The 13,685-nt window shown below is 42.3% G+C and carries 13 protein-coding genes; 1 reads left to right on the top strand and 12 read right to left on the bottom strand.

Going from position 1 to position 13,685, the window contains the following annotated elements:
* Window positions 1-12 precede the first annotated feature (12 nt).
* The 12 genes from hprK to AC4E8B_RS05015 all read right to left on the bottom strand — a co-directional run bounded on the left by hprK (window position 13) and on the right by AC4E8B_RS05015 (window position 12,480).
* Window positions 13-930: an HPr(Ser) kinase/phosphatase gene (gene hprK / locus AC4E8B_RS05070; RefSeq protein WP_490217431.1), complete on the bottom strand. Its 918-nt coding sequence runs from the start codon at window positions 928-930 to the stop codon at window positions 13-15.
* 217 nt (window positions 931-1,147) lie between these two features.
* A complete protein-coding gene (locus tag AC4E8B_RS05065; RefSeq protein ID WP_490216139.1) occupies window positions 1,148-2,542 on the bottom strand; it encodes an IS4 family transposase in 1,395 nt (464 codons plus the stop codon).
* 105 nt (window positions 2,543-2,647) lie between these two features.
* Complete coding sequence (locus tag AC4E8B_RS05060) at window positions 2,648-4,258, bottom strand: FMN-binding glutamate synthase family protein (RefSeq protein WP_490217430.1); 1,611 nt, start codon at window positions 4,256-4,258, stop codon at window positions 2,648-2,650.
* Between the two features lie 35 nt (window positions 4,259-4,293).
* Window positions 4,294-4,929 (bottom strand): NAD(P)H-binding protein, encoded by a 636-nt coding sequence (locus tag AC4E8B_RS05055; protein ID WP_490217429.1) that lies wholly within the window; start codon window positions 4,927-4,929, stop codon window positions 4,294-4,296.
* Between the two features lie 451 nt (window positions 4,930-5,380).
* Window positions 5,381-6,634 carry an aminopeptidase gene (locus AC4E8B_RS05050; protein ID WP_490217428.1) on the bottom strand — a complete coding sequence of 418 codons (1,254 nt, stop codon included), beginning with the start codon at window positions 6,632-6,634 and terminating at the stop codon, window positions 5,381-5,383.
* Window positions 6,627-6,902: a hypothetical protein gene (locus AC4E8B_RS05045; RefSeq protein ID WP_490217426.1), complete on the bottom strand. Its 276-nt coding sequence runs from the start codon at window positions 6,900-6,902 to the stop codon at window positions 6,627-6,629. The genes AC4E8B_RS05050 and AC4E8B_RS05045 overlap by 8 nt, the downstream gene beginning before the upstream one ends.
* Window positions 6,903-6,995: 93 nt before the next feature.
* Window positions 6,996-7,520 (bottom strand): hypothetical protein, encoded by a 525-nt coding sequence (locus AC4E8B_RS05040; RefSeq protein ID WP_490217424.1) that lies wholly within the window; start codon window positions 7,518-7,520, stop codon window positions 6,996-6,998.
* Between the two features lie 1,118 nt (window positions 7,521-8,638).
* Window positions 8,639-9,172, bottom strand: coding sequence for a dihydrofolate reductase family protein (locus tag AC4E8B_RS05035; protein WP_490219511.1), 534 nt, complete (start codon window positions 9,170-9,172; stop codon window positions 8,639-8,641).
* A 234-nt stretch (window positions 9,173-9,406) separates the two neighbouring features.
* Window positions 9,407-10,054, bottom strand: coding sequence for a hypothetical protein (locus tag AC4E8B_RS05030; protein WP_490217422.1), 648 nt, complete (start codon window positions 10,052-10,054; stop codon window positions 9,407-9,409).
* 179 nt (window positions 10,055-10,233) lie between these two features.
* Complete coding sequence (locus AC4E8B_RS05025) at window positions 10,234-10,707, bottom strand: 8-oxo-dGTP diphosphatase (protein ID WP_490217421.1); 474 nt, start codon at window positions 10,705-10,707, stop codon at window positions 10,234-10,236.
* A gap of 405 nt (window positions 10,708-11,112) precedes the next feature.
* Window positions 11,113-11,571 (bottom strand): DinB family protein, encoded by a 459-nt coding sequence (locus AC4E8B_RS05020; protein WP_490217420.1) that lies wholly within the window; start codon window positions 11,569-11,571, stop codon window positions 11,113-11,115.
* A 138-nt stretch (window positions 11,572-11,709) separates the two neighbouring features.
* The gene (locus AC4E8B_RS05015; RefSeq protein ID WP_490217419.1) at window positions 11,710-12,480 is read right to left on the bottom strand and encodes a TerC family protein; all 771 of its coding nucleotides are present in this window, start codon (window positions 12,478-12,480) and stop codon (window positions 11,710-11,712) included.
* A 303-nt stretch (window positions 12,481-12,783) separates the two neighbouring features.
* Between AC4E8B_RS05015 and AC4E8B_RS05010 the strand changes: the two genes are divergently transcribed.
* Window positions 12,784-13,548, top strand: a complete 765-nt coding sequence (locus AC4E8B_RS05010) for a metal-binding protein ZinT (RefSeq protein ID WP_490217418.1) — start codon at window positions 12,784-12,786, stop codon at window positions 13,546-13,548.
* The last annotated feature ends 137 nt before the right edge of the window (window positions 13,549-13,685 follow it).

The following is a 13,685-nucleotide window of genomic DNA, read 5'->3' as shown; positions in this document are numbered from 1 at the left end:
TTCATTAATCAGTTAAAATTCACTATCCAGCCTGCTCATGAAATCCGATGCGGCGCTGTATCCCTGCTGCCGCAAATACCAGTTGTTCGCAGCTGCCTCAATCAACCCAGCCACGTCACGGCCTGGCTGAAGCTGGATTTCCATTGATGGCACTTTAACGCCCAGATATTCCGTGAAATCAGGCTGGTGCTCTAAATCATTGTTCAGCGAATTCTTTTCCCATTTCGTTAATTGGATATCCAGCGAAATTCGTGTTTCATTCTGGAATGCCTTCAGTCCATAAGAGCGCACAACATTAATCAGTCCTACACTCCGGAGGGCCAGAAACTCTTTTGTTTTTTCATCATGCGTCCCTAAGAGAGTCTGCGGGCTGAGCTTTTTCAGCACGACAATATCATCTGCCACAAGCCTGTGTCCCCGGCCAATCAGCGTATGAGCGGTTTCACTCTTCCCTACTCCCGAATTTCCCCGCAGCAGGATCCCCATTCCATACACATTCACACAAACTCCATGAACATAGGTTTCTTCTGCCAGCTCTTTGACCAGATAAGCATCTAATTGAGAGATATAATCTGAAGTCGTTTCAGGAATTTCAGTTGTCAGCAGCGGTATGCCGTACTCATTGCAATAATGCCTTAAGTACGTCAGCCCCTTATCACCTGTTGTTACAATAAAGCATGGCGGATGATAGTTGACGATATTGCCAATCCGTATTTTCCGTTCCTCTTCTGTCTGCTTATGTAAAAAGTTGATCTCTTTTCTTCCCAAAATCTGAATCCGGTCTGTAGGGAAAAAATCAAAATGCCCCACAAATTCCAAGCCCGGCCTGTGCACCCTGGACTGAGTGATAGGCTTATCCAAATTATCCTTCCCAGCCAGCACCTTCAACGAAAACCGCTCAACCAAATCACTAACCTTAACGCTCTTCACTCTCCAAATCACCGCCAATAACGTATATAACTTACTATTATACTCAAAAATGAGCCAGGGGGACAGACCCCTTGGCTCAAACGAGCCAGAGGGTCTGTCCCCATATCCATCAAGCTAACTTGAAAGTGAAGAGGAATGTGCTAATGCTTTGAGGCTAATCTAAAAATCTGCATACCTAAATAAGCATTATTAATTGATTTTTTCAAAAGTACCATGCTTAAGCTGCTGAATCCTTGGCAGCCATTCCAACGGTCCTTTCATAGGAGACTTTCAATATATCGAATACAGTCAGCTTCTTTTTCCGATGACTTTTCTTCCCGTTTTTCTCTATCTGGGAATAGATTCCTTTTAAGATTTTCAGTATGGAAGTCTTGCTGGAAATAATTGCTTCAAACAGCTTTGGAATAAACTCCATCGTGATGGATATGGACTTGTATTCGCTCGTTTCTTTTTTCTTTTTTCTTAAAAGATACTCCCTTGCCTGAAAGGCAATCGTCGAACTAATCAAAAGAGAGATTAATGTTCCGTATAAATGACATTCAAATCGTTCCAATTTCATCTTTTTCACTTTATGAATCTGGAAAAGGGACTTCCAGGTTTTAAACAGGATTTCGATTTGCCAGCGAAGGGAGTATATAAGGTGGATTTCTTCCTTGGGTACACTCTGATGTGGTATATTTGAGATGAACATGTTCAATTTGTAGAGTTTTTTTGTGGGGTGTGATAATTTTACACCCTTCTTTTTTTCGGTTTTCTCTCTCTTTTTTTCCCTTTTCTTGATTTGGCCGGGAGTCAACTTATAAAGGATTAACCGTGGGATATAATGTTTTTTCGCCGTTGCGTAAATATCTACAAGCTCCCTGCATTCCCCTTCCTCCATCTCTTCCATTACCTCAGCTAAATCCAATTTGATAAAATCCTCATCTTTCTTTGTAAATAGTGTAGTGGTTGGCTTTAGGCGAGTGAGATAGTAAGCGCCCTTCTGGGCGATCTGGTACAATTCCTCGACGTTGAAGTAGCCAAGGTCCCGTATGATTAAATCCCTTTTCTCTATTGTTTTAAGCAACGTAGGACCATATTTTTGATCACTGCTCCTGCCATTCTGGACTTCGAGGTGAAGGAAGCTTCCTGTAAGCAATTCATATTCTAATTGTAATTTCACACCCGATTTAGACTTAGTACAGCCGAGATATTCATCTTCATACATAATGGGAAGTTCAAAGCTGGAAGAGTCAAGGATTCGAATACGGCTGAATCCCATGGCATCGAGACCTGGAATCTTATTTTTGAGGAACTGCCTGGTGAAGAGTTGGCGAAAAATGACCTTCATCATATCCACAGCGTTCTTATTAAACCGCTGATTCAATCCTTCGGTGCTAAGAGAGACTTTTCGCTCCGCTGTAAGGAGCGCGCATAGACTTGACAACGATTTGACTCCTGAGCCTTCATTAAAGAACGAACATAATGACACAAAATCCAACGGCTCCAGCTTGCCTTTCCTCTGCTTAAATTTATGCGTCTTAGCCAGTTCATCAAGAAAATCGGAAGAGAAGATGCGACCAAGTTCATCAGACAAGAGTTTAAATTCGTCTTTAAAGGTAAGTTTAACCATACAAAAAGCCCACCTTTCTAAGGATTTATAGAAAGAATAGGCCATTTACCAGAAATGTGGTATTTATTTGCTTAACTTGATGGATATGGGGTCTGTCCCCCTGGCTCACTCTTGTTCCTTCTCCTGTATCTCATCTACCTTTCTCGGTGTAAGGATCATATCCTGGACAGCCGAAACTCTTCCCCATTCGTCTTTATAGACAATATGCTTCCGTTCAAATTTAGTCGGGGTATCAAGGCCTGCAGCTGCGGCCAGATTGAACAGCCCTTCACGGAGTGAAACCACATAATTGGCCACCCGGTATTGCTTTTCCTCAACAACAAGTCCGTCCTGGAGCTTTGGATCCGTTGTGGCGACCCCTGCAGGACAGTGGTTCGTATGGCATTTTTCCGCCATGATGCAGCCGACGCTGATCATGAATCCGCGGGCGATATTGACGAGATCTGCTCCCATGGCGAGAGCAATCGCGATTTTATCCGGGGTAATCAGTTTTCCTGATGCAATCAGCTTCACCCTGTCGCGGACTTTATATTTAGCCAGCATTTCGTCAACTGCGGGCAGTGCAGATCCAATCGGCAGCCCCACTGCATCGGCAAGCTCCTGATAGGTGGCGCCTGTCCCGCCTTCGCCGCCGTCAACGGTGATAAAGTCAGGGCCCATTCCTGTTTCTTTCATCACCTGCGCCATTTCTTCAAGCGAATCCAGGTCTCCGACCACGATTTTGATGCCAACTGGCTTGCCGCCTTTATCCCGCATTTTTTCTATGAATTGGAACAGCTCATCATAATTGTTAAATTCGTAGAATCGGTTGGGGCTATTGATGGTCTGCCATGGCTCCACAAGGCGGATTTGGGCAATTTCCTCATTTACCTTCTCCCCTTCGATATGGCCGCCGCGGATTTTAGCCCCCTGGGCCAGTTTGATTTCAAATGCCTTTACCTGCTCAATTTTGCTCTTTTTCTCAAATTCATCCCATGAAAACTCCCCGCCCGGCGTCCGTACGCCAAACAGGCCCGGCCCAATCTGCATCATAATGTCCGGGTTTCCGATTAAATGATACTTAGACAGACCGCCTTCCCCGGTATTCATCCATGTTCCGCCGGCAAGGCCCAGCCCTTTCGACAAAGCCGTGATCGCCCGGTCGCCAAGCGCGCCATAGCTCATTGCAGACTGGCCTACCAGCCCTTTCAGCTTAAACGGCTGCCGGCATGTATGCTCGCCGAGGATGACTGCGTCTTCGTCTGTTAAAAAATAGGGATCTGTCTGCTTTTCTTCCCGATGCTCTTTCCTGGTCATAAGGCCTTCTTCATCCACTTTATAGACATTTGTATTGATCTTCTGGCTGTTATCGATCCGCAATTCTTCCCGCTGCTTCGGAAACATGCTGTTGCGGATATAATAGCCGCTTTTTGAAAAATCCCTCTCCGAACCGAAGCCGATCAATCGCTCCTTATATTTACCCGCCTTGACGACATCCTCGAACTCTTTCCGGGAAAAAGGAGTTCCTTCGTTATTGCTTTCGAACAAATATTGCCTGAGCTCGGGACCGATTCTCTCTGTCATATACCTGACCCTGCCAAGGAGCGGAAAATTCCTCAGGATCGAATGCTGCTGCTGCGTGTCATCTTTCCGGTAGAAATAGGTCGCAGCTGCTGCAGCACTGAGTGCCGCAGTCCCCTTCAGAACGGCCGGGAGGTATTTTTTTATATTGGACATCTTATCACCCTTTTCTTGAAATAGTTAAGTATGTTTTAGTTGTCTAGCAGCTGCAAGGCCTCACGGATCGGCGTTTCTCCTGAAGAAACTTCAATGGTTCTGTTATAAGCCTCCTCCAATTCCAATGCCTCGACCAGTACAGTCGCAATATCCTCTTTCGGAATTTCGCTTTCCTTACTTTTAAGAGAAAGTGCTGCTTCAATCTTCCCTTTCCCCGGCTTGTCTACAGGGTTGCCTGTCCGTAATATGGTATAAGTTAATTGCGCGTTTCTTAAAAGCTCCTCCGGCTGATTTTTTGCTCCGTCTGTTCCTGAACCGCCTTTGTCCGTCTCATTGGCCCGCATTGCACTCATCAGCAGAAAGCGCTTTACCCCCTGATCCTTTGCCGCCTGCACCGAATCAATAACCGATTGATGGTCTATCAGAATCGGCTTGCTTTCTCCCGTTCTTGCACTAGAGTCGCCTACATAAATGACTGCATCACAAGATGAAAAGGCTTGAGCATAATCATCACTTTCCAGCACAAAAACATCACTTGCGCCCAGCCTACCCATTTCCTCCACCTTACTCTTCGTCCCGACCAATGCCATAACCTCATGCTGCTTGTCCGACAGCTGTTTGATCACATGCTCCCCGGTCAATCCTTCCGTTCCGATCACAAGGACTTTCATAAAATGCCTCCCCGCTTTAGTTAATCTTTATTATTTACCACACTATTTCCAGAGAAAACCAAAAAGGATTCTTTCATTTGTGCCAGGGGGACAGACACTATGGCACAGTTTTAAAAGAGAAGCTAGGGGGACAGGTCCCATGGCCCAAATTAATAAGCCATGGGGACAGACCCCATGGCTCAGCTTCAAAAAAGAGCCAAGGGACCTGTCCCCTTGGCTCGTAAGTGAATATTAAAGAATGAATACAAGAATTAATGTTATGAATGAAGTTTGAGTAAAAAGGACTTTAATATGTTTTGAATTACCGACGTTTCTATTTGGCAAAAAGAAATTTACCACAAAGCTGATAGCACCAACAAATACGAAAGTTACTATAAAGGTTAATAAAATTTCAAATAAAATTATTATCAGCTCCTATCAAAATTTCCAATTATTGTAACATATAGACAGTCTAGAATTGGAAATCCCCATCCTTCATTAGCAGGACTTCATCTCCACCTTTTTTAATGCCCACTACTTTCATATCTTCGGTACCAAAGGTCACATTGACTAACAAAAGTGAAGCATTCAAACCCACTGCCTTCAACTCTTCCTCTGATTTGTTAATGCCATTTTGAATATTGGAGGGAGAGGCATTTCCGATTCCAATATGACAGGCTGTATTTTCATCAAACAAGGTATTATAAAAAAGAGTGTCTGTCTGAGCAAGAGGTGATTTATTAGAAACCAGGGCAATCTCGCCCAGATAATGTGAACCTTCGTCTGTTTCGATAAGATTCTGCAACACTTCTTGTCCCTTTGCAGCGTAATAGTCAGTAATCATTCCATCTTTAAAAATCAGATAAAATTTATCTATGACACTTCCCCCATGGATAAGAGGTTTCGTACCGGCCAATTTGCCATTCACCTTATTTTTATGGGGAGCTGTAAATATTTCTTCTGTAGGAATGTTCGGAAAGAAAGGTATTCCATTTTTATCTGTGACACCGCCGCCGATGTAGCGATGATTTTCAGGCAGGCCAACTAATAAATCAGTTCCATGGCTATTTTTAAAATGGAGGTCTTTGAATTGGCTCTCGTTCAGGATTTTTTTGCGGGACTCGAAGGCTCTGTTATGACTCTCCCAATCTTTTATAGGATCTTTTCCATCTGCCCGGGATCCTTTTAAAATTAATTCCCATAATGACTGCAAGGCTTCTTCTCTACTTAGGTTCGGAAATACTTTAGCTGCCCAGGAAACATATGGGACAGCCAGCAGACACCAGCGTATCTCGTGGGATCTGAGTTTCGCATGATAATCCTTTAATTTGGTACGAGAAGCTTTTTGGAAACGGCTTATCCTTTCTGGAGGAACCTCCTTAAATACATCCAGGTTTTCTGAAATTATATGGATATAAGCAGCACCCGCATCTTCCCACTCCTTAAAACGGGCAGCCTGCCAATCAGGAAACTGATCAATATCACGATCTGCTGCATGTAAGTAAAATTCTTTGGCAGACTGTTCATCTGTCCAATCTATAAATACATTTGAGGCCCCTGCCTCGTAGGCTGCAGTTTGGATCAGACGTGCGAACACAGCATTTTGTATATCACTATGAATAACCAATAATTGATTTTTTTGCAGATTTACACCAGCCCTCACAGCAAGCTCTGCATACTTTCTTAACTGTGCTTCACTTATGAATTCATATATTCCTTTAATCATTTAGAATCTCCTCTGTGGTATTCTTTGTGTAATTGTACTTTAAATGAAGCCACAGGGACAGGTCCCCTGGCTCAAAAAGAGCCATGGGACCTGTCCCCTTGGTTCCAGCGGATCTAGCGATATATTGATTACTCCTAACTAACTTAACGAAAAACACGATAGCCGCAATGAGTATAACCATGATTGATAAAAGAACATATGGCAAAACCCCTGTATAAAGCTCTACAATACCCGATGTCTCTATCTCTGGCCTTACGATTTTCTCCACTTTGGTATCACTCCTTTAGATAACCTCTTTTCATATGAAAAAAAGATCTGACAAATTCACATTCAGATCTTAAGCATTCCTGCATTTAGCTTATTATTCTATATTCATAACAATTTCAAGTCCTGTTGGCTTTTCCTTAAAGGTGTCGCTATACTCTTTAAAGACTAACTTTGTATTGGAAATATCGTCAGGCAATGGCGGAGAAACAATGAAGCTGTATGTAAAATGCCCTGTTGAGCCACCACCACGAGACTGCCAGCAATCGTATTGCTCTCCTAAAAACAATTCAAAACTATTACGATGATGCCGGCCGATTGGCGAATCATCCGGCTCATCCCAATCGATATGCAGCTGTATAACGCTGGCATTCTCGTACTGCCGAATAACGGTTATGGAATATATCCGATCATCTTTTTCTACCGATTTTAGAACCAATAGGTGTTTTCTGAATCCAGCCGGTTCAATACGCGGTTTAAAGAAATCGTATATTCTCATTCCCCCGAATAACGCCTTCAAATACTCTTCATAGAGATCATATTTTATAGCCCAGTTAGAGATAAAATGATCAGACGGAATCCCTGGGTTATCGTTTGAAATATCCCTCCGCTGTTTCAGCAAAGAACAGATTTGCTCATCAACTTTGCTTAACCGTTCGTCGTAAAAATCGGTTGGTGGCTCAAATGGCGTTCGTTTAATTTTAATCGCCTCCTCATTAACTTATTTTACCATATATTAACAAAGTAGTAACTTTCTTTCTTCTCCTTTTATGGTATAAGATAAGCTGCCTGGATTGGCAGCTGAACTGGTACATAAGCATCAGCTTGTTTAAGTACGTTTATTAGCAAGATATATTTATTCACTGCTGGTGCATGAAATAAGGGATTTGAATTTTACTATTTGGCATTCTTTATCTCCTAAATTTTTAGGAGGAGTATGTAAAGAAATTACTTAATAATCTCACTTTCTAAGTTATTTCCTTCAAAAATATAAAAGGCCGCCTGATTGGCAGCCGATTTAACATAAGTCAACCTATAATTTAAGAACATTATTTCACAAAGTATATTGTTAACTGCCCATTTTATTAGAGAATATCAGTACACCTGAATGTTAGCTACTGTGAATAAGAATGGCTATTCTTACTACTTAGAAAATTGTCTTTAACATCTTTTTATGAACCTACCCATATCTAAGGCTGCCCGATTTGACAGCCGATCTTAATCCTAAGTCCCCTTTAACGGAATATTAGCCGTGTCAAATTAAATACGTTCCCGTTTATTCCTTTCTCTTGGCAGCTAAATAAGCCTCTATATATCCGATAATAGCAACAAAAGAGTAACCTATTTTTATATCCATTAAATTACTTTGCAGTGCCAAATAACTAAAGATAAGACCTATCATCACTAACAGAGTACAAATGATTTTTTTTTCATTTTCATAAACAAATTTCCTCTCTACATACCTGCCTGTTGCGTTCAAATCCTTGAAAACAATTCTGGAGACGTTGAGACTCACATTATAGTTTATTCAATTAACCTCCCATTTATAGAACAATTAACCACTGATTTTAATAAACAACCTAATTAGATTTTAATCCTGAATACCCGTTTTCAAACTTTTCATCAGTTCATTAACAACCTCTATCGCTTCTTCCCTCTGCTTATTATCAGATGTGCATGCCAGGGGGACAGGTCCCGTGGCCCAGTCTCAAAATGAGCCACGGGACCTGTCCCCTTGGCTCACTTTTTTACTGTGTAATGCATTTCAACAAATTGGTTAAAAGTTCGCGTCCCTTTTAGATTTAATTCCAGCTGATAATTGCCGGATTTGAATAATGGAATTCCATCTCCGATGATGGAAGGAGCAATTGTGAGAATCAATTCATCGAGTAATTTTTCTTTCAAAAATGTGTGTAATAAGTCTCCTCCGCCAACTACCCAAATATTTTTTCCTTCTTCTTTTTTAAGGCTATTGGCGAAATTTACAATATCTCCATTCACAAACTTAACATAAGCTGTATCTTCTACTTGAGACCTGGAAAAGACGTAACAATCTTTGTTTTTATATGGAAATTGACCTTTTTCATGTTTCATTATCCAGTCATATGTTCTTTTGCCCATAATGATTGTGTCAATTTCTTCATAAAATTCCGAGTAGCCATTATCACCTTCACCCTCTACTTTAAATAACCAATCTAATGAGTCTTCTTTTGTTGCAATGTATCCATCCAAGCTTTGAGCAATAAAGAGTACTATGTTCCGCGGATTCTTCATCATACACCGTCCTAACTACGGAGAAATTCGTGCCATTCTATTTTAACAACAAGACACTAACTGCATCTTTTATAAAATAAGGATTCAATAAAAAAGGCGGTTATCCTTCCTGGATCAACCCACCTGTAACATTAAAATATTTTTTTCTGCTCTTTGTTCTTTTATTATTATCAGTTTTAACAGTTATAACATCACAAAATGACTTGCCACAGGGACAGACCCCCTGGCCCAGCTTCAAAAAGAGCCAAAGGACCTGTACCCTTGGCTCAAACATATTGATCCTGCCTGGTACATATGATCAAGGTATTCATATTCGATTACAATGCTGCCTGCAAAAGCACCTGGAGAGAATTGTGGATGCAGTACGGCATATAGTTTATGATCTCTTACCTCGTACTTAATGATGCTGCCAAAGTTAATCTCAGGAAACAAGGTATCAGGCAGAAGCCCTAACTCTTTAACATTGATCTTATAATGCTTCTCTCCGATCGTTATCTCGGCTGTGCTTTTTGATAAACTTGATTTTATATTCTTATTTACAATTGCCATTGGATTATCAACCAGTACTTCTCGCAACAGCTGACCATTTACATGGAAGACAACCACTTCTTGCTCTAAGACGCCTGTACCATAACCTTTGGTCAGGATAATAATCAGTTCTTTCTTTTTATCACCATTAATATCCTCGTAATGGATTTCAGGGGCGTAAGTGGGATTGGATACATTTATCCAGAAAGGCCTGGAATACTCACTTCCCTGAAAATTCAACTTAAAGTCGTAAAAAAGACCATTCCTCTCTATGGCATGCAAAGTGATGCTGTCTGATTTGGCGACTATTTTATGTTGGGGTTCTGCAGCTCCGGCATCCTTGGTTAAAATCACTAAGAATATAGACAATAGTAAAAATGCTCTTCAATAGCCCTCACCTCGTTTTTAGCTTTCCCCATTTGTTAAATATGCTGTGAGGCATCTTAATATTATTGCTGCCAGAGGGAGAGCCACTGGGACAGACCCCGTGGCCCAGCTTCAAAAAAAGCCAAGGGACCTGTCCCCTTGGCTCTTCATGTTCTCTTAATCATAATGGCCCCCGGCCCATTCCTCTCCTCTTCCCAAACCGTCTGAATCTCAAATGTCCCCGGCTCGAAAAACGAATCAAATCTCATTTTGATATCTTCCTGCATCGGCAGATTTTTCGCATCCTCGATGCTGATCCAATGCAGCTGCCCTTCCGGCGGATTCTCCAGCAGTTCGCCCTGAAAGTCCTTCGTCCAATAATTCATCATCATATACCGCTCATTTTTCACCGGATTCACAAACTCCGAAATCCCCTTAAATACAAGATTGCTCACTTCAAGGCCGGTTTCTTCCCTGACCTCCCGGATTGCTCCATCAGTAAAGCTCTCCGGGAATTCCACTCGCCCGCCCGGCGGAAGAAAGCCCTTAAAGTGGTCATGCTGCCTGTCCAGCAGCAGCACTTTATCTCCATCCTGGATCATCACAACTGTCCAGATTTTATAGGTTATTTGATTCTCCAAAATATCTCCTCATTTCGTGCCACGGGGTCAGGTCCCATGGTCCAGCCTCAAAATAAGCCAAGGGACCTGTCCCCTTGGTTCATTTTTTGCTTATCACCATATACACAAGAATCCCTCCAGCTAGAAATAGACCTGTGCCCAAGAGAACTTTTACATAAGACACTCCAGCTGCAGCTGTATCATAGCTGGTCTCTCTGCTTTCAAGCACAGACCACCAATCATTCTCTGTGGAGAAATAGATGGCCATGAATATCCATGTGAGAAAAGTAAAAAAAGTAAGCAGAAATACGATTATTTTTGTTTTCAAGGTATCACCCAAATTAAATCATATTGTATTTGGAGAGCCAGGGGGACAGGCACCCTGGCCCATTCATAAAAAAGAGCCAAGGGACCTGTCCCCTTGGCTCAAAGACACTTCCGAATATCCATAATAGCCTGCAGATGCATGCCTTCATGGAAAATCGTCCGGATCAACACTTGTTCGATTGTCCGCATTCCCATCTCTGTTGGCGGATATTCTTCCTCAAGGCGGTGGCCATAGGCTTTCCTCAGGCTTGATGGCTGCTGTCTCAGCAGGTCCTTAAGTTCATCAAATGAGGGTGTTTCTTCAGTAAAATCAGCAGGTGTTGAGCCATAGCGAAACCAGGTGCGGAATGCTTCCGGCACCGGTGATTTTTCCTTCGTCAGCGCTTCTATCCATAGATATTGGTCCAGATAAATATGCCCCATATTCCATCTGATATTATTGCGGAAGTTATCGGGAACAATCTCTGCCTGACCGGCGGTTACTCCTTCTAGCACAAGCAGAATATCTTCCCTGTAAGCTTGCAACTGGGTGAAAAGATTTTCGTGGCGGTCATTCATTGTTTGAACTCCTTCTTATAATGACATCCACCATAAGTTCCACAAAACAGTTCGCCAATCCTTCTTGAAAAAAGAGCCAGGGGGACAGACCCCGTGGCACAGCCAAAAAAGAGCCAGGGGACCTGTCCCCTTGGCTCTTTATAATGTTTCGGTTTCCGATTTCTTCTGGGGTGCAAACCATCCAATGAGGGCAATGGCTATCAGCACTCCATAGAAGACCAGTGTCCAGCCTGTGCTGTGCGGAAAATGGTGGTCGAGGATGCCGATATCCTCATGCGCCAGCGTGATGACAGCAAGCTTGACTCCAACCCATGCTACAATGGCATAGGCGGTTGTTTCGAGTGCCGGGCGTTTCCCAAGCAGCTGCACAAACCAGGTTGCGGCGAATTTGATCAACACCAATCCCGCGATTCCTCCAAGGACTACGACAATGAATTGCCCGCCGTCCATGCCTCCAAAATCGCCAAGCGGTGAATCCGGCAGCCCAAGCGCCAGCGCGACTGCAGCAAGGATCGAGTCAATCGCAAATGCCAAATCGGCTAATGCAATTTTCCCTACTGTCGGCCAAAATCCCTTTCCGCGGGACTCTTCTTTCAAATCCTCACGGTTATGTTTGTTGTCTTTCCCAAACTTAGCTTTAATTACATGCTTTAATCCGAGATAAAGCAGATAAGCCGCTCCGATTGCCTGTATCTGCCACACATTGGCGATGAACGAAATGGCAAAAAGCGCGATAAATCGAAAGGCAAACGCCATAATTATTCCGTAGTTGATAGCTCTTTTCTTCTCGTCCTCAGGCAGATGCTTTGCAATGACAGCCAAAACAAGCGCATTGTCCGCAGAAAGCAAGCCCTCCAATCCGATTAAAATCAATAATGCCCAGGCATATTCAAGCCATATGGACTCCATAAAAACACTCCTCTCAACAACAATACATTTCCTGTAGATTTCCCTGATAAGACAGGTTATAACCATTTAAATACGCATTAATAATTTCTTTTATAAATATCCCCTCAACGGATACAATAATTCCATTTTATAACACAAAATGTTGTCTGTAGTATAAATTTATTAATTTAGTTGTTTTTAATCATAAATCAAAATAATTACGTTTTACATTGACACATTTTTTCGCTCATAGTATATTCAGTAAGGTATAAATAGTAACAGTTACGATTTATACAATACATAATGATCGGAGCGAATTTATTTATGAACAAAAAGCTTACCAGTTCTATTTTTTCCCTTTTCTTATTAGGCATCATCCTTGCAGGCTGCCAGGAAAAGAGCGATGCACCCGCTGAAGAGGCAGCACCTGAGGAATCCGCTGAAAATGCCGAGGAAACCACTGAAAGTTCCGAAGAAAGTCATGATCATGAGCACGACCATGAAGATGAGGAAGAACATGAGCACAGCCACGGCTCAGAAGAAGAAAAACAAATCTATTCAGGGATATTTGAAGATGACCAAGTCGAAGACCGTCCCCTATCTGACTGGGAAGGCGACTGGCAGTCTGTTTATCCTTACCTGCTGGACGGAACGCTGGATGAGGTTTTTGAACACAAAGCTGAAACAAAAAAGGATAAATCCTCTGAGGAATACAAAGCTTATTATAAAACTGGTTATGAAACAGACGTTGAACGAATTGTTATCAAAGATAACGAGATGACATTTTACCGAAATGGTGAAGCAAAAACAGGAGAATATGAATATCACGGCTACGAAATCCTGAATTATGAAGCCGGAAATCGGGGCGTCCGTTTTCTATTTGATCTGGCAGGAGAAGAAACAGATGGACTGCCAAAGCATGTCCAATTCAGCGATCACAGTATTTACCCGACAAAAGCCGATCATTATCACATTTATTTCGGGGATGAAGAACATGCAGATCTTCTGCAGGAAATGGATCATTGGCCAACCTATTATTTCTCTGACTTAAGCGGTGATGAAATAGTGCATGAAATGACTGCTCATTAATAAATATGAGCTGAGAGTATAGATATTGCCTTTTTGAAGGCGATATCCGTCTCTCAGCTTTGTTTTCAATAAGCCCGCCGGCCAGGGTGAGCTGTTTCGCTTCCTGAAAAGCGCTTCTCTCTTTGCACAGCTTTTTA

This window comes from Bacillus sp. SRL543, assembly GCF_984799205.1.
This window is presented reverse-complemented; position numbering and strand designations above follow the sequence as displayed.